Genomic DNA, 17,533 nt, shown 5'->3' with positions numbered 1-17,533 from the left:
CCGGCCCGGGGCTCCTACGGGGCCGCCGGGGCTTTCCGAGCCGCCTCGGAGGCCTCAGGGGCTTTCCGAGCCGCCTCAGGGGCCTCAGGGGCTGCCGTGGCGTCCTGGGCCTCCTGCGCCGCCGGGGCAGCCGCGTCCTCCGGTACGAGGCCGAGCGCGATGTCGCGCACGGCCTCGGCCTCGCGGCGCACCAGCCGGAACCACATGAAGAGCACGAAGCCGGCGAAGACGAACCACTCGCCCGTGTAGCCCAGGTTCTGGAAGGCCTTCAGATCGAGGCCGCTGCCCTCGGGGGCCGCCGCGGGCACCGGCTTCATCGCACCGCCCGTACCGCCCGCCTCGGCCTCGGGAAGCGTCACCCAGGCGTCGTAGACGTCGTACGGCACGAGGTTCACCAGGGTCGCGGCGCTGATCATGCCGACCTGGCCCCCGGGCAGCCCGCCCCGGGCGTTGACACCGTCACTGCGGGAGTTCTCGGATGCCTGGAGGTCGCCGGTCACCGTGACCTCGCCCTCCGGCGCCGCGGGCACCCGGGCGCCGCTCGCGGTACCGGGCAGCCAGCCCCGTACCACCGGCAGGGCCTTGCCGCTGTCCGTACGCAGCATGTTCAGGACGTAGAAGCCCCGACGGTCGTCCAGCTCGCGGCCGGGCACCAGGAACTGGTCGGCGTACGTGCCGGTGGCGACGGCGGGGCGGCCGGACGTCACCTTGTCGACGGGCAGCAGCTCGTCCAGGGGTTTCGCGGCCCGGGTGCTGGGATCGGGGCGCTTCTCCGCCTGTTCGTGCGACTGCACGCGGTCCTCGAAGCGGCCGAGCTGCCACATGCCCATGAACACGCAGAACGGGATGGCCAGCACGACGAAGAGGTTGATCCCCCACCATCGCGGGGTCAGCAGGAACCGGTACACCCCTCCAAGGTACGGTTCCCCGCCCCGGGTTCCCGGAGCGGGGTCCGCCATTTATCCGGTTCTTACGCCGCTTCCGGCCCCGGGGAGCCGACCACGGCGCCTCCCCCAAGTGCTTCAGGGCGAACTCCAACTCCAGCCGTACCTGCTTGATCCGCTCCTCCACCACCAGCGAGCCGTGCCCGGCGTCGTACCGGTACACCTCGTGGACCGCACCGCGCGCGGCGAGCCGGTCCACGTAGTTCTCCACCTGACGGATGGGGCAGCGCGGATCGTTGACGCCCGCCGAGATGTAGAGGGGGGCGCGCACCGCGTCGACGTACGTCAGCGGGGACGAGGCCTCGAAGCGCTCGGGAACCTCCTCCGGTGTGCCGCCCAGCAGCGTGCGGTCCATCGACTTCAGGGCCTCCATCTCGTCGTGGTACGCCGTGACGTAGTCCGCGACGGGCACCGCGGCCAGGCCCAGCGCCCAGGAGTCGGGCTGGGTGCCGAGCCCGAGCAGGGTCAGATAGCCGCCCCAGGACCCGCCCGCCAGGACCAGGCGCTCCGGGTCCGCGAGCCCGGAGGCCACCGCCCACTCCCGTACGGCCGCGATGTCCTCCAGCTCGATCAGCCCGACCCGGTGCTTCAGCGCGTCCGTCCAGGCGCGGCCGTAGCCGGTGGAGCCCCGGTAGTTGACCCGGACGACCGCGAAGCCGTGGTCCACCCAGGCGGCGGGGCCGGAGGCGAAGGCGTCGCTGTCGTGCCAGGTCGGCCCGCCGTGGATCTCGAAGACCGTGGGGAAGGGGCCGTCGCCGGTGGCGGGCTTCTGCACGAGGGCGTGGATACGGCCGCCCGGGCCCTCCACCCAGGCGTCCTCGACGGGCACCGACGGCGGGGCCTTCGCACCCGGCGGGTCCAGGACCACGGCGCCGCTCGTCGACCGCACCACGGGCGGCCGCTCGGCCGAGGACCACAGGTACTCCACCGTGCCGTCCGGGCGGGCCGTGGCGCCCGACACGGTGCCCGCGGGGGTCTCCACGCGCACGGGAGCCGGGGCCCCCGGCTCGTACCGCCACAGCTCGCTGCGGGCCTCGAAGCCGTGCTCGACGAGCAGCGCGGAGCCGTCCGGATACCACTCGGCCCCCACGTCACCCGGCAGGTCGACCGGCAGCGCGGTCTCCGTGCCCGCGACCGGGTCCCAGATCATCGGCTCCCAGCGGCCCCGGCGCTGATGCCCGACGAGGAGCCGGGTGTCACCGGCCACCGGGGCGAAGCCCAGTACGGCGAGTCCCAGCTCCTTCGTGCCGCCCTCCGTGTCGTCCAGCTCCGCCACCGTGGAGCCGTCGGGGCGCACCACGCGCAGCGCCGAGTGCATCGCGTCCCCGTGCTCGGTGTGCTCCAGCGCGATCAGGGTCCCGTCGTGGGAGAGGTCCCCGACCCCCGCGGACTCCCGGTGCCGGTAGATCTCCACGGGCTCGGCGCCCGGCGTCCGCACCAGATGGACCGTCGTGCCGTCCTCGTCGGTCGAGCGGCCGATCACCGCCGAACCGTCCCGCCCGATGGCCAGGCCCGCCGGGTAGGAGGGAGCGAGGCCAGGGACGGCCGGCTCGTCCTGACCGCCGTCGAACGGCTGGCGCATCCACACCCCGAACTCGTCGCCGTCGGTGTCGCTGAACCACCAGACGGCCTCGCCGTCCGGCGTCAGCACGCCGTCCGTCGTGCCGTTCGGCCGGTCCGTCACCTGGCGCTGCCGCCCGCTCGCCCGGTCCCACGCGTACAGCTCGTACGTCCCGGTGGCGTTGGAGACGAACAGCGCGCGGTCGGGGGCGTCCTCGGCCCAGTCGGGCAGGGAGACGCGAGGCGCACGGAACCGCATCTCCCAGTCGGGCACAGCTGCTGCATCAGTGGTCATCCCCCCATCCAACCCGATCCGGGGGCCGGTCCCTTCCGGGGCGGGAGAACACCGAAAATCCCCTCGCGCCACCCCCACCCCGTGGGTAGCTTTCCGGACATGTACTCCCCGACTCCGGACGACTGGCACGACACCAACCGCGCGCGCTGGGACGAACGCGTGCCGATCCACGTGGCGAGCGACTTCTACGAGCTGGACGCGTTCCTGGCGGGCAAGGACGTGCTGCGCGCCTTCGAAGTGGCCGAGGTCGGCGACGTCACCGGGAAGACCCTGCTGCACCTCCAGTGCCATTTCGGCCTCGACACCCTCTCCTGGGCGCGGCGCGGCGCCGCACAGGTCGTGGGCCTCGACTTCTCCGAGCCCGCCGTCGAGACCGCCCGGGGCCTGGCGAGATCGCTGAAACTGGGCCCGGAACGGGCGTTGTTCGTCGCGGCCGACGTGTACGACGCACCGGCCGCCGTCCCGGACTCCGCGTACGACATCGTCTACACGGGCATCGGCGCGCTGGGCTGGCTGCCCGACCTCGACCGCTGGGCCGACACCGCCGCCTCGCTGGTCGCGCCCGGCGGATTCCTCTACCTCGCGGAGTTCCACCCGCTGACCGACTCGATGGACGAGACGGGTTCGGTCGTCACGGACGACTACTTCAGCCGCGACGCCTGGGTGGACGAGACGCCGGGCACGTACACCGATCTCGACGCGCCGACCGTGCACAACCGCAGCGTCGAGTGGCAGCACCCGGTGGGCCGGGTGGTGACGGCGCTCGTCGCGGCGGGCCTGCGGATCGAGTTCCTCCACGAGCACGACTTCTCGCTCGTCCAGCGGTTCGGTGTCCTGGAGCGCCACGCGGACGGCCACTACCGCTTCCCGGCGGGCCGGCCGAGGATCCCGCTGATGTACTCGGTCAAGGCGTCGCGGCCGGCGGACCATCAGGGGTGACCGGAGGGCCGGCGCCGCCCCTCCCGGCTTCCGGGACCGATTGTCAGTGGTGGGGTACACACTCGTTTCCATGACCGACACGACAGGTGGAACGGCGGGCGGAGCCACGGCCGTCAAGGCTTTCAGCACCACGACCGGTACGGCGCCGGGCACGGCTCCCGGGACGACGACGGCCGCGCTGCGCGGGGTGGTCGAGGCGTACTGGTCGTCGGCCGAGGCGCGCGACTGGGCCGGGTTCGGGGAGACCCTCGCCGAGGGCGTGGTGTACGAGCTCCCGCAGAGCCGTGAGCGGATCCACGGCAAGGAGCGGTATCTCCGGTTCAACGAGGAGTATCCGGGCGACTGGCACGTACGGGTCGAGCGGATCGTCGTCGACGCGGAGGGCCGACAGGCTGCCGCCCGGACCGGGTTCATGGTGACGGGGGATCAGCCGGAGGAAGGGCCGAGGAAGATGGACGCCATCCACTTCTTCACCTTCGACGAGAAGGGTCTGATCACCGGCGTGACGGACTTCTGGCCCGAGTCGTACGAGCCTCCGGCCGGCCGCGAGCATCTGGTCGAGCGCTACTGAGAACGGCGGCTCACCGATCCCCCGGTGAACCGCCGTTCCGTACGAGGAGCTACCCACGGAGCCGCACCCCGGAGCCGCTCCCCTCAGACACCCCGCCGAGCCGCCTCGCCGAGCCGCCCGGCGAACTACACAGCCGAGCTACACCGCCGAGCGGAGGGCGGGCAGATAGCCGCCCGACTGCCCCACGGCCTTGGGGTGGTACGAGTTGTGGATCGGGACCGTGACGCTGTGGAGCCAGGCGTCTCCGGAGCACAGCTCGTGCCCGGTGAATTCGTCCACCACGCTGGAGAAGGTGAACCCGGCGTCGGCGGACCGCTTGGCGAGGACGTCGTTCAGCACGTCCGAGGCGTTGTTGATCGCGGTCCGCTCGGCCTCGGAGAGCCCGGCGACGCAGCTGCCGGACAGCTGGTAGAAGCGCGGATAGCCGAGAACCACGACCTGGGCCTGCGGGGCGCGGGCCCGGATGCCGTCGTAGAGGGCATCGAGGCTGCCGGGCAGGGAGCTGTTCATCTGCGAGACGGCGTTGTTCACGCTGTTGATGCAGGTGGCCTCGTTGGACAGCACGCAGTCCTGCATGACGTCGGCGAACCCGACGTCATTGCCTCCGGCGGTGACGCTGACGAGGGAGGTGGACGCGCTGAGCACGCCGAGCTGGGTGCCGGCCACGGACGAGGTGGTCGCCCCCGAACAGGCGACGAAGTCGAACGAGGCGGGGGAGTTCGCCGCCTGCCACAGATACGGGTAGGCGTTGGTGCTGCGTCGGCAGTCGCCGCTGTCGGAGAGGTAGCTTCCGGCGCCGACGCCGGAGGAGTAGGAGTCGCCGAGCGCGACATAGCCGCCCGCGGCGGCCGAGTCGGTGGCGGAGGCCGGTCCCGCGACGCCGAGCGCGGCCACGGCGGCGAGCGCGAGAGTGACGACAGACGCTCGAATTCTACGTACTGACATGGCTGCCAGCCCTTCGCAGTGTGGGGGGATGAGGGGGTGGGAGGACGAGCTGTGGGTGACGGGTGGGGGGTTGGGGGGAGCGATGCAGTTTCTAGCAGCTCGCGGTACCCGCCGGTAATGCCCGCGCGAGAAGTCGTCTGATATGCCCGGATGATCGTTCGGTGGCCCATGCTCCGCGCGTGGGTAAACCCTCAACTCGGTTGCGAAATAGGCATGTTCAAGGAAAACGTAGGCGTCCCGGAGGGTCCGGACGGGCGGTGATGCGCGGCCCGGGAGGGCCTTGTCCGGTCCCTCGCGCGCCGGCGATTTCATCCGTACGGGGCAACTGGTGCGTCGGCTCTCGTCGACGGTTCATCCCGCGGGCCCGATCAGGCGTCGTACGGGCCCCGCTCGGAGATACTGGGTGTCCACCAGATGTGAAGTGCTGGAGTGGGGGGCGTAAACGTGCTGGAAGGAAGAGTCGAAGAAGGCGTGACCCGAGCAGGCACGCGGATAAGCGTGCTTCTGGCCGAGGACGTTCCTCTGATCCGCCAGGCGCTGACCGCGTTGTTGTCCCAGGAACCCGACATCGACATCGTGGAAGCGGTCGACAACGGCGACCTCATCGTTCCCGCGGCACTGCGCACGCTGCCGGATGTTGCGGTTCTCGACATCGATCTGCCCGGTACGGACGGGATCACCGCCGCGCAGAATCTCCGGCGCGACTTACCGTCCTGCCGGACCCTCCTGCTGACCAGCGTGGCGCGGCCGGAACACCTGCGCCGTGCGCTGGCGGCGAAGGTCTTCGGAATCATCCGCAAGGACGCGCCGACCTCGCGGCTCGCCGAGGACATCCGGCAGGTGGCGCAGGGGCGTCGCGTGCTGGACCCCGAGCTGGCGATCGCGGCCGCCTCGGTGATGGACAACCCGCTGACGCCGCGTGAGGTGGCGGTGCTGCGGCTGACGGCGCGGGGGGAGTCGACCCGGGACGTGGCCGCACAGCTCTACATCTCGGTCGGGACGGTGCGTAATCATCTGGCGTCCGTCGTGGCCAAGACGCAGGCGCGCAGCCGGGTCGACGCGGTCAGGATCGCGACCGAGGCAGGGTGGCTCTGACCGTGTCATCGGCCCAGTGGCCCACCAAGTCGCGGTAGAGCGGCGACTGTTCCAGAAGTTCGTCATGTGTGCCGATGGCCACCCGGCTGCCGTCCATGATGAGTATCCGCTGCGCGCGAAGTGCGGAGCTGATGCGGTGGGCGATCACGACGAGTGACCCGGGGCGCCGCGCGAACGCCTCTTCCGCACGCGCCTCGGAAGCGGGATCGAGGTGACAGGTCGCCTCGTCCAACAGAACCAGGGGGGCCGGCGCGAGATAGGCGCGGGTGAGCGCGATCTGCTGTCGCTCACCCGCCGAGAGGGCGACGGGATCGATGTCGGCGCCGATTCCGCCGAGACCGGCGACCAGCGGTCCTGCTCCCACCACCTCGGCGGCGGCGATCACTTCCTGCTCGGTGGCGTCGGGGCGCAGGTAGCGCAGGTTCTCCATGAGCGTGCCCGAGAACACGTACGCCTCCTGCGGTACGAGGACGCGCCGCGCGGACAGGTCGGCAGGGTCGAGGGAGGCGGGGGGCGCGCCACCGAGCCCGACCCTGCCACTGCCGGGTTCCAGGACCCCGCTGATCAGGCCGGCCAGGGTGGACTTGCCGATTCCGCTCGGGCCGACCACCACGAGGTGTCCTCCTTCCTCCAGTAGGAGGTCGAGGTCACGGAAGACGGGATCCGCGTGCGGGCCGTAGCCGAAGGTGACGGCGGTGAGCTCGATGGCGTACGCGATGCCGTAAGCGATGTCGCGGGTGGGGGGATCGGGGGAGGCCGCATGCGGCAGCCGCCGCCCGTCGGCGGTTGCGCGGAGCACCGGCCCGGCGGGTGCGGCCGGCCGTGGCGACGCCTCGTGGATCCGGCGCAGGGCCACCGCCAGGCGCAGGCCGCTGCCGCCCAGGCCCTGGATGAGCGAGCGGACCGCGGGTTGCAGCCCGCCGGTCACGTAGGTCGCCGCGCCCAGTATGGCGCCGGTGGTCAGGCCGTCCGCGCGGAGGCCGGGCGCCGCCGCCAGGAGCAGGATCAGCGGGAGCCAGCCCGCGACGGCCAGGCACAGCACCCGTACCGGCATCAGGGCGGCGAGGCGCCGGGCGGCGGACTCCTGGGCGCGGACGCGGTCCGACAGTTCCGCCCGTACCCCGTCCTCGGCGCCGCAGGCCACGATGTCCCGGCCGGCCGAGTGCGCGGCGCCCGCCGCCTCCGCGATGTGTTCGTCCGCGACGATGACATCCCGCTGGGCCGAGCACATGCGGCGCAGCAGCACCAGGAAGAGACCGAGCCCGGCCAGGAACGGCGGTACGACGAAGAGCAGGGCGGGCGGGGCGAGGAACACCAGGCCGAAGAGGGCTCCGCCCACGGTCAGGAGAAACCCGCGGACGACCATGAGCACGCCCGCGTACGCCTCGCGCACCATCTCGACCTGGAGGGTGAGCCGGGAGACGCCCGACGCGTCGACGGGCCGGCCCGACACCGCCTGGTCCAGGGAGCTTTCGGTGACCTGGCGCACCAGGTCGTCCCGGAAGGGTTCGACCACGTCGGCGAGGAGCGGGTACGCCTGCCGGGTTCCCCACGCGCCGACGAAGATGCCGACCCCCATCACGGCGAGCCAGGCAAGGCCGGTCAGCGGGGCTTCGGCGGCGAAGCCGTGATCGACCGCGCGGGCCACGAGATGACCGGCGAGCAGGGCGGGAGCAGCCTCGACCAAGGACCACAGCACCAGGCTGACCAGGAGGCCGGGGCGGGCCGTGAGGGGGGCCACGAGGAGGGGGATCAGCGCCCCACTCCGGGTTCGGTTCCCCGCTTCCTCCCGGGGCTCCCTTCTCAACGGGGCACTTCCCCGGCCGCGGTGGCGCCGCGGAAGACCAGCCGGTAGTCCGGTTCCGTGCGCCAGAGTTCGCGATGCGGCCCGATCCGGCGCACCCGGCCGCCGTCGAGCCATGCGACGGTGTCCGCGCGGGCCGCGGTCGCCACGCGGTGAGCGACGACGATCCGGGTCCGGTCCCGCAGGGCTTCGGCGATCACTGTGCCGACGCGGTGCTCGGTGACCGTGTCCAGGCTGGATGTGGCGTCGTCGAGGACGAGCAGCCGTCCGGAGTGCGCGAACGCCCGGGCAAGACCGATGCGCTGCGTCTCGCCTCCCGAGAGGGCGACCTCCGCGAGAGGGGTCGCATAGGCGTCCGGCAGCCGACGGACGAAACCGTCCACGTCGGCGGCGCGTGCCGCGAGCATCGTCCGGGCGGCCGGCACGCCGTGTGCCGTCCGGCCGGTTCCCCGCGCGATCGCGTCGCCCAGCGTCTCCCCGAAGAGGACCGGCCGCTCGAAGGCATGGCCGACGGCAGCCCGCAGGTCGTGATGGGTGAGCCGGTCCAGCGGTACGCCGTCGAGAACGACCGTTCCGGCCTCCGGGTCGGCCAGACGGCCGGCGACCGCGGCGAGCAGTGTCTTCCCGGAGCCCGATCTGCCGACCAGTGCCATGCACGAGCCTCCCGGGACCGTCAGGTCGACCCCGTCCAGGACACGTCGGCCTCCGGCGGTCACCTGGACATCCCGCAGTTCCAAGTGGCCCGGCCCCGGTCGCAGTCGCAGGTCGCCGTACTCCATGGCGGGCTGTTCCAGGACCCCCCGGATCCGCTCCGCCCCTGCCCGGGCCCGCGCCAACCTGCCCAGGAGCATCGTCGTCATGCCCAGGCCGCTCCCGATGGCCACGTACTGTGCGGCGGCCAGCATCTCGCCCACGGTGATGCGCCCGCCGGAAAGGGCGAAGCCCGCCACGGACAGGACCCCGATCTCCAGGAGCGGGGTGATCACGGCGGACCGTCCGGCCACCTGGGTCTGGGCCTGCCACGTCCCACGGCCCAGTCGGCCGAGTTCGGGCAGTACGCGCAGGACTCTGTCCACCTCCGCCTGCGCCGTGCCGGCGGCGGCGATGGTGCGGCGTCCCGCGAGGGCTTCCAGAAGAGCGGTCGCGAGGCGCCCCTGCGTCTCCAGGTACCGGGTGGACACGTCGGAGATGCGACGGGTGAACGTACGCAGGAGCCAGATGACGGCCGGAAAGCCGAGCAGGAAGGCGCCGGCGAGCCAGGGATCGATGAGCCAGAGGGCGACGACACTGCCGACGGCGGGCACGACCGACAGCGCCGCACGCACGAGCACGGCGGCGACGCCGCCCGCCTCCCCCGCCGCCCCCACCAGGCGGTTCACCATGTCACCCGTGGTGGTGCGAGGCCGTCCGGGGCCGGTCCAGGTGAGCAGAGGCCCGAGCAGCGACTGCCGCAGCCGGGCCGTGCCACGTGCGGCGGCGATTCCGGCGGCCCTTTCGAAAAGGGCGTCGGCCAGGACCATGGAGGCGATGGTCACGGTGCAGGCGGCCACCCAGCCGCCCGTGCCGTTGTCGGAGAGTGCGGAGTCCAGGGCCTTGCCCAGGAGGGCCGGGAACAGGATCTGCGCGGCAGTGGAGACGACGGCCGTGACGAGCAGGACGACAGTCCAGACGCCGCCTTCCCGGGCGGTCCGCAGCAGAACGCGGTCTGCCGCGCGGTCCGGTCCCCGGGATACGGTGGGCGTCGGATGACTCGCGGTCAATGCTCTGCTCCCTGGAGGAGGACCGAGGTGTCGCTGGACGGAACACGGCCCGGCCGGCGGGTGATTGCGACACCCGCCGACCGGAACCGCTCACGGCCCACAAGCCGTGCATGACGTTCTCAGCCCGCTGTGCACGGGCCCGGGACGGCTGGGTTTAGCAGAAGACCCAGCTGGCGTCGGAGCAGTGCTGGCTCTGGCCGCTCCCGAGCAGTTCCGCCTCGGGAGACTCGACGGGCAGTTCCATTTCCTGGAGGTCGAGCACGGACATGATGCTTCCTTTCGTCGATGTTCATCGGATTCGAGGTGGGCCGACGAGCCGGCCCGATGTGCCGGTTCAGCAGAAGACCCAGCTGGCCTCGGAGCAGTGCTGGCTCCGGCCGCTCCCGAGCAACTCCTCCTCCACGGAATCGGTGGGGAGCTCCATCTCCTGCAGGTCGAGCAGAGACACCTTCGAATCACCTCCTTTCGGCGCGGATGCGCGTGCCCGCGTGGCGGGCGCCCTCCGTCATCGGCGGGCAGGTCCGGGTGGTGCGGGGGTTCAGACGGCCCGGTCGGCGGCGTCGGAGCCGACGCCGCCCGTCTGGCGCGGGCGGAGGAACGGCAGGTGGACCGGGTTCGTGTGAAGTGCCGACCCGAGCGCGAGGAGCACACCGGCGGATCCGGTCGCCAGGTCCATCGAGAGCCTCAGCAACTGCTCTCCGGGGAAAGCGAGATGACCCTGGTACTCCAGCGCGTGCCAGTTCAGCGCGTCGATCTGTGCGGCTACGAGCGGATCGGCGGCGGGCGTGGGCCCCGGTGACACGGCGGCGAGATGGGCGAGGATGCCCGCGCGGCCGTTGAAGAGGCCCGACTGGACGTAGAACTGGGAGGCCGACGAGATCAGCGCGCCGGACGCCGCCGTCCGGAAGCGCTCGTCGTCCCGATGGGCGAGGTACTCGTGCACCGCCATGGCCACGCCCGCGCTCCCCCCGGCGAGGTACGGCAGCGAGCGCCAGCCCTCGTTGACGTGGAGCGCGCCGTCGTCGCGTACCACGCAACGGCGGAGGTCCTGGCGGAGCGCCGTCGCCGCGAGGTCGAGGAACCTCTCCTCACCGGTGGCTTCGTAGCAGCGGACGAAGAGCAGGGCCGGGCCCGACGAACCGTGCATGAGGCCCGCTCTCGGGTGGGGCCCGCCGCTCGTTTCGGGAACGTCCGTCTCCGAGCCGATGCGTTCCGCCACGGTGCCGGCCACGTCGAGGGCGGCGTCCCGGAGAGTGGTGTCGCCCGTAACCGCCGCGAAGTGGAGGAGGTTGAGTCCGACCCCGGCCAGGCCACTGAAGAGGTCCGTGCCGAGGCGTTGCCACTTCTCGGCCGTACACCGGTCCAGAACGCGCCGGGCGTCGTCGCGGTGTCCCAGGTGGTCCAGGGCGAAGGCCACCCCGTGAAGTCCGTCGTAGAAGCCGATCCTGGCCCGCTGTTCCCTGCGCAGCGCTCGTTCGAGAAGCCATCTCCCGTGCTCGGGCCGGTGGTCGGCTCCGGTGACGTCGAGCGCGTACAGGACGCCCGCCGCGCCGTGGGCCATGTTGAGCGCCCCGGTGGTGAACTGCGCGATGTCACCGGGGAACAGACGGTCGTCGCGGTCCACAGTGGCACTGGCCAGAATTCCCGCCGTCAGTGAGTCGCGTACGGAGGGCCAGCTCTCCCGGTCGGCTCGGGGGCGGGGCGACCGGGAGAGCCGGCCCGTGACGCCGCCGTGGACGCCCTCGTCGGCGTCCGCGGCGGAGCTCGCGCCGAGGATCTTGCGGACAGCGGAGTCCAGGAACTCCCTCGGCACCGGGAACCGTGCGGCGATCTCGTCGGCCAGTTCCGCGGCCTTGCGCAGGTCGTGCCGGAGCAGCGCGGTCAGCGGCAGGAACACCGCGAGTTCGATACAGCCCAGGGCGTAGGTGTCCGCCGCGAACCCCTCACGGTCCCGGGGCGCGGCGTACGCGGGGTGCCCCAGCATCCGGGTCGCTCCCGCCTCGGCCGGAGCCGCGACCTCGAAGTCGATCAGCCCCACCCTGCCGTCGTCGCCCACGATGATGTTGTACGGATGCAGGTCGCCGAAGACGATGCCGCGCTCGTGCACCGAGACGACCGCGCGTTCCACGGCCCGGCAGACGGCCATCGCCCATTGCGTGTACGCGGCGAGCTCCGCCGGATCGGCCCGTGGTCCGGTCTCCGGATACTTCAGGCCGAAGAACTTGCTCAACGGGCGTCCCTCGATGAGCTCCTGGGCGAGGAAGTGGTGGCCGTCCACCGTGAAATAGCCCAGCACCGCCGGAACGGCGTCGAGGCCGGCCAGTTGCTCCAGGACGTCCCGCTCCTGCTGGAGCCGGCTGACCGCGTCCCTCCCGTCGGCGGTCAGCCCCGCGTACGGGCGCGCCTCCTTGAGGATGACCTCTCTGCCGGTGCGGGTGTCCTCGGCCAGGTAAACACCGCCCCCGTTGGAGAAGTGCACCGGGCGGCGGACGGTGTACGGCAGGTCGGCCAGAGAGGTGGCGCGCCGGGCCTCGGCGTGCGGCTCCAGGAACTCCGGCAGGGTCACCCAGTCCGGGACGTGGAATCCGGGAAGGCGGCGATCGGGTACGAGCGTGCCGTCGGGCCGCTCGATGGCGGGCTCCAGGACGCCTTTCCCGGAGACGACGTGGCGCTCGACGAATCCGCCGTAACGCACGTACAAGGGGCCCTGGTTCCAGCGCAGATCGCTCAGGATGTACGGGCCCGGCTCGCCACCGACCACGGTGTCGATCCCGTCGAGCACCTCACGGAGCTCCGCCTCGTCCGCCGGGTAGATCGTGACCAGCTTGCCGCTGGCTCCCCGGGTCGCGTACTTCATGTTCCGCAGCTGCAGGATGTGCCGGCCGCGCAGGAACTTGAAGGGAATGCCACGGGGGACGCAGTGGTTCCAGACGGCGTCGAGGATCTTCTCGGCGTTGTCCCTGTGCCCGGAGGCGTGAACCTTCCAGCCCTGGGCCGGCCGGCGTGCGCCCTCCGGCGTGCAGACGAGCCAGTCGTCCTGACCGGCCCTCCGCCACCCGTGGGGGAGTTCGCGGCCCGCGGCGGTGAAGGCGTGTCCGTCGTCCTGCGCCGTCGAGGGCGAGTCGAAGAACGTCCGGTCCACCATGCAATACGCCTCGTACCGCATTTCCGCATCCCCCGTATCTCTGGCACCTGCATGCGAAGTCACCTGCATTCGATTTACTCGAACGACTTGAAATCTGTCATGGGTGAAATGGCTCCGCCAGTACACAACACACAATTCAAACCGTGAAGAACGCATGGTCCGGAGTGATGGAATCAGCCAAATCCCATGGTCCACAAGGGGGGTTGATGAATATGCTCACGGGCTTCGGTAGGCTACCGCTACCCGGATCGGGAGAATCCATTTTTGCCTCGAGAGGTGTCTGTGTTCCGACTCGCATGGCGGACCCTTTCGGGCCGCAGGGCAAGCTGGGTGGCGAGTTTCGTTGCTCTTGTCCTCGCGCTGGTCATGACGACGGCATGTGCCGTTCTCCTTGAGTCGAGTACGCGCGGAAGCTCTCCCACCGAGCGGTATTCGGCGACGGACGTGGTCGTGTCCGGGCAGCCCTTCGTACCCCGGGCCGAGCAGCTCGGTGCGGCGCTGGAAGGGCTGCCGGGCGTCGAGCGGGCCGTGCCCGAGCTGTCGTTCCCCACCACGGCGGTGGACGGATCCGGTGAGCTGGTCGAGGCGCCGTGGGGCGGCCCCTCCCTGGGGCACTCGTGGGACAGCGCGGTCCTTGGCTCCTTCGCCCTCCGGCAGGGACGGGCCCCCGCCGGGGACGAAGAAGTCGTGCTGGACGGCGCCCTCGCCGAACGCCTCCGTAGCGGCATCGGGGACTCCGTGCGGCTGGCCGGCCCCGACGGGCCACACGTGTACCGCGTCGCCGGTATCGCCGACCCACCGGGCCGTCTCGCCCGCCAGTACGCCGTGTTCCACGCGCCCGGTGCGGCGGAGCGGCTCGCGGACTCCGCCGAGCCGGTCCGTGCCGTCGGCGTCCTCGCGACCGCGTCGACGGATACCGAAGCACTCCGGCTCCAGGTGGAACAGCAGGTCGACCGCTTCTACGGGGACAGCGGCGCGGGTGTCGTGGTCGCCTCCGGGGCGGACAGGGCGGAGGCGGAGTTCTGGAACGTGCCGGACCCTGGGTCGGTACTCTCCTCCCTCGTCGGGACGTTCGGGGCGCTCGCGCTGTTCGTGGCGGGCTTCGTCGTCGCCGGCACCTTGTCGCTCGCCGTCGCCGGCCGGATGACCGAGATCGGTCTGCTGCGGGCCGTCGCGGCCACCACGGGCCAGATCCGCCGGATGATCGCCGCCGAGGCGCTCCTGGTGACCGTGGCGGCGGCACTCGTCGGCGTACCGGGCGGCATCGGTCTCGCGCTGCTCCTGCACCGGCTCTTGGTGGACGGAGAGGTGCTGCCCCCTTCGTTCGCCCTGTCCGTGGGGCCGGTCGCCCCCTGGCTGACCCTCGCCCTGACCGTGATCGTCGCCCAGATCGCGTCGCTCGCGGCAGCCCGGCGCGCGTCCCGGGTGCGCCCGGTCGAGGTGCTGCGTGAGTCGGCCGCTCCCGTGTCGGCGGTCGGGTGGCGGCGTGTGCTGGCCGGGGTGTGCGTGCTCGCCGCGGCGGCCGGCGCGCTGGGCGCGGTGGCCACCGGACGCCTGGACGGTGACGGCGGCACGGCCGAGAGCATGGTCCTGGTCCTGATGGTCGGGGTGACGCTCCTGGCACCCCCGATCTGTCGGGGCGCGGGCGCGGCGCTGCTTGTTCCCGTACGTCCGTTCCTGCCGAGGGAAGGCCGCTGGGCGGTACGGAACCTGCGGGGGCAGAACGCACGGCTCACCTCCACCGTGTCGCCCCTGGTGCTCGCGGTCTCCCTCACCGGAACGCTGCTCTGTGTCCCGCTGATCACTTCACAGAGCGTGGAGCAGGCGGAACGGCAGCGTCTCCTCGCCGACCATGTCGCGACGTCGACGGGCCAGGCGATCGCACCGGAGTTCGCGGAGCGCGCCGCCCGGATTCCCGGAGTGGCAGCCGCCTCGGGGCAGCTGTCCGTGGACGGCGCGCTGCGGCGCGCGGACGCCGACGAGAGCGACGCCCGCTCCGTCATCGGCGGCCGGCTGGTCGCGATGCGCACCGATGCCGTCCCGCGCCTGCTCGACCTCGGTGTCCGTACGGGCTCGATCGACCGGATCGACGCGAAGTCCCTGGCACTCGGGGCCGGCGCGGCCCGGGACCTGGGTGTCGGGGTCGGTGACAGGGTCCGTGTCGACTGGGACGACGGCGCCCATGACACGTTCCGCGTCGCCGCCGTCTACTCCCACGACCGTGGGTTCGCCGACGCACTGCTCCCCCGTGCCTCGGCGGTACGGCACGCGGCAGCCCCCCTGGAGGACACCGTCCTGGTCCGCACCGCGGCGGGCGCCGACCGGGGTGGCGTCGAGCGGCGGCTGACGGCCCTGGCGGCGCAGTACCCGGGGGTCCGGGTCGACGACGGAACAGGACAGACCCCGTCGAGCGCGGACGGCGACGCCGGGGCCGCCGACCTGTTCGTCCTGCTGCTGCTGATGATGATCAACGTGTTCACCGCCATCGCCGTCGTCAACACCCTGGGCATGGCGACGGCGAACCGTCGGCGGGAGTTCGCCCTGCTGCGGCTGGCCGGCGCGCAGCCGGCCCAGGTCCTGCGCATGCTCGCCTGGGAGGCCGTGCTCACCTGCGTCGTCGCGCTGGCGCCGGCCGCGCTGATCTGTGCGGCGGTGCTGGTCCCTCTCAGCCTCTCGCTCACCGGCTCGGCTGTTCCGGCCCTGGCCGGATGGCCGTTGGCGGCGCTGGTGACCGGAGCGCCCGTGGTGACCGCCGCGACAGCCGTATGCGTCGGGAGGGCGGTCATGCGGCGTGTTACGACCGCACCCGGCGGGCTGGCCAAGGCCGTCTCCTGACCGGGGGCCCTGTGCAGGCCCTCGACCGGGAGGAACCTCGGGCAGGGACCCTGCCCGAGCAGGGTCGACCGGGAGGAACCTCTGGCAGGGGGGCGCAGCAGGGTCGACTGGGTGGGACCTCTGGCAGGGGGGCGCAGCAGGGTCGACCGGGTGGGACCTCTGGCAGGGGAGGGGCGCAGCAGGCCGTGCTGCGGCGGCCCCATGCCTCGGTCACCCCTGTCTGGACACCCCGTCCGGCCTCATGGCCCGGGCGCCGAGGCCGCTGTCGGGACGCGCGTCCTGGCTCGTACGAGGCAGCGTGACCGAGAGCCGGAACTCACCGTTCCCGTCCGCCCCGGCGGTGAGCAGGCCTCCCTGCTCCGCTGTCCGCTCACGCAAGTTGCGCAGGCCGCTTCCGCCAAGGCCCTCGGGCAGGGCGCTGCTGGGCGCGACGGGCCCCTCGCCGACGGGGGCCCCGTCGTTGGAGACCTCCAGACACACCCAGCCACGGTCGTGCAGCCCGTCGCCGACGGTGAGGCGAATACCGCAGTGCCGGGCCTTGCTGTGCCGCAACACATTGGTGACGGACTCCCTCACCACGATGGCCAGCATCTCCCAGGCCTCCCCGGACATGGGGCTCCGGGCCAGGTCCACATCGACGGCCACACCGAAGGATTCGAGCAGTTCGGCCGCCGACCGCGCCTCCCGCTCCAGGGACAGCACCCGGTACCCGGCGGAGACGGCCCGCATCTCGGAGAGTGCCTGCCGCGCGAGATCCTGCGTCCGGATCAGCTCCTTCTCGGCACGATCGGCATCGCTGCGGACGAAGCGCTGGATCCCCTCGCACTGGAGGGCGACGGCCGTGAGCGAGTAGCCGCCCAGATCGTGCAGATCACGAGCGAATCGCAGCCGTTCGTGGTCGACGGCTCGCTGTGCCAGTTCGGACCGGGCGGCCTGCAACTCCTCGGCCAGGTCCGCGAGACGCGCCACTCCGAAGAGGGCCAGGCCGCCAACGGCGTGGGACACCGCCGCGTTGAGGCCCTGGCCCACGGTCTCTCCCAGCGCGAGAGTCAGCGGAGCCTGGAGACACACGAGCGCGCCGAACCCAGTCCATGCGTGAGGCAGGGGTGTGGTCAGAAGGACCGCGGCGGCGAAGGACCCCGGGATGCCGACCCAGGTGTCCTGGAAGAAGAAGTACGGGGCATAGGTCACGATTCCATGGGCGACGAGCGACCAGGGCCACCACGGTTTCCGGCGGCGGACGGTCACGCGGGCGGAGTGTCGCAGATGAAGACCCAAGGTCGCCGCCAGAATGGCCGAGGAGGCCACCAGCGGCCCGAGCCCCTCCCTGTTGGCGGCCGTCGCCGCCACCGCCGCGATGCAGAAGCCGACAGCGACCAGGCACACGATGACCCGCGCAAGCCGCGGACTGTTCCCGTCCTCCAGCACGTTTCCCCCTCGGCGTTCCCTGCCGCAACACTGGCGAGGATACGCAACGAGGCCTGACGGTCAGCAGAGGTTGAACAGGCTTATATCTGAGGGGCGTTCCTCGTCTGTGGGGCCGTGGCGGCCCGCATGGCGAAGACACTCCGGCCCGCGCCGGAGGCGATGTCGGAAGGGAGCGGGACGGTCGTCGCGGCGTGGCGTCGTACGCCGGGGAC

General features: G+C 71.8%; 11 protein-coding genes and 1 pseudogene. 4 read left to right on the top strand and 8 right to left on the bottom strand.

Annotated elements, in window-relative coordinates:
- Positions 1–14: 14 nt before the first annotated feature.
- Positions 15–824: an SURF1 family protein gene (locus AC3CH1_RS12180; protein WP_488462914.1), complete on the bottom strand. Its 810-nt coding sequence runs from the start codon at positions 822–824 to the stop codon at positions 15–17.
- Between the two features lie 76 nt (positions 825–900).
- Positions 901–2,799: pseudogene (locus tag AC3CH1_RS12175) on the bottom strand (S9 family peptidase); the annotation flags it as partial.
- Between the two features lie 99 nt (positions 2,800–2,898).
- Between AC3CH1_RS12175 and AC3CH1_RS12170 the strand changes: the two are divergent.
- Both AC3CH1_RS12170 and AC3CH1_RS12165 read left to right on the top strand, forming a co-directional pair.
- Positions 2,899–3,738 carry a class I SAM-dependent methyltransferase gene (locus AC3CH1_RS12170; protein ID WP_488462913.1) on the top strand — a complete coding sequence of 280 codons (840 nt, stop codon included), beginning with the start codon at positions 2,899–2,901 and terminating at the stop codon, positions 3,736–3,738.
- A gap of 187 nt (positions 3,739–3,925) precedes the next feature.
- A complete protein-coding gene (locus AC3CH1_RS12165) occupies positions 3,926–4,309 on the top strand; it encodes a nuclear transport factor 2 family protein (RefSeq protein WP_488463483.1) in 384 nt (127 codons plus the stop codon).
- Between the two features lie 138 nt (positions 4,310–4,447).
- Here the strand turns inward: AC3CH1_RS12165 and AC3CH1_RS12160 are convergent, their stop codons facing one another.
- Complete coding sequence (locus AC3CH1_RS12160; RefSeq protein WP_488462912.1) at positions 4,448–5,254, bottom strand: SGNH/GDSL hydrolase family protein; 807 nt, start codon at positions 5,252–5,254, stop codon at positions 4,448–4,450.
- Positions 5,255–5,725: 471 nt separating this feature from the next.
- Here AC3CH1_RS12160 and AC3CH1_RS12155 point away from each other — a divergent pair, with 471 nt between their 5' ends.
- The gene (locus AC3CH1_RS12155; protein WP_488462911.1) at positions 5,726–6,349 is read left to right on the top strand and encodes a response regulator transcription factor; all 624 of its coding nucleotides are present in this window, start codon (positions 5,726–5,728) and stop codon (positions 6,347–6,349) included.
- On the opposite strand, the gene AC3CH1_RS12150 is transcribed toward AC3CH1_RS12155, so the two are convergent.
- The 4 genes from AC3CH1_RS12150 to lanKC form a co-directional block, all read right to left on the bottom strand.
- Positions 6,318–8,090, bottom strand: coding sequence for an ATP-binding cassette domain-containing protein (locus AC3CH1_RS12150; RefSeq protein ID WP_488462910.1), 1,773 nt, complete (start codon positions 8,088–8,090; stop codon positions 6,318–6,320). The two genes, AC3CH1_RS12155 and AC3CH1_RS12150, sit on opposite strands and share 32 nt — an antisense overlap.
- Positions 8,091–8,152: 62 nt before the next feature.
- A complete protein-coding gene (locus AC3CH1_RS12145) occupies positions 8,153–9,913 on the bottom strand; it encodes an ABC transporter ATP-binding protein (protein ID WP_488462909.1) in 1,761 nt (586 codons plus the stop codon).
- A gap of 334 nt (positions 9,914–10,247) precedes the next feature.
- On the bottom strand, positions 10,248–10,361 hold the full coding sequence (locus tag AC3CH1_RS12140; RefSeq protein ID WP_488462908.1) for a SapB/AmfS family lanthipeptide: 114 nt from the start codon (positions 10,359–10,361) through the stop codon (positions 10,248–10,250).
- Positions 10,362–10,451: 90 nt separating this feature from the next.
- Positions 10,452–13,079 carry a class III lanthionine synthetase LanKC gene (lanKC, locus tag AC3CH1_RS12135; protein WP_488462907.1) on the bottom strand — a complete coding sequence of 876 codons (2,628 nt, stop codon included), beginning with the start codon at positions 13,077–13,079 and terminating at the stop codon, positions 10,452–10,454.
- Between the two features lie 255 nt (positions 13,080–13,334).
- Here lanKC and AC3CH1_RS12130 point away from each other — a divergent pair, with 255 nt between their 5' ends.
- Entirely contained in the window at positions 13,335–15,893 is a 2,559-nt protein-coding gene (locus tag AC3CH1_RS12130; protein ID WP_488462906.1) for an FtsX-like permease family protein, read from the top strand.
- A 210-nt stretch (positions 15,894–16,103) separates the two neighbouring features.
- On the opposite strand, the gene AC3CH1_RS12125 is transcribed toward AC3CH1_RS12130, so the two are convergent.
- Positions 16,104–17,321 (bottom strand): sensor histidine kinase, encoded by a 1,218-nt coding sequence (locus tag AC3CH1_RS12125; RefSeq protein ID WP_488462905.1) that lies wholly within the window; start codon positions 17,319–17,321, stop codon positions 16,104–16,106.
- Between the last annotated feature and the right edge of the window lie 212 nt (positions 17,322–17,533).

The organism is Streptomyces sp. MGP-P1 (genome assembly GCF_057766565.1).
This window is presented reverse-complemented; position numbering and strand designations above follow the sequence as displayed.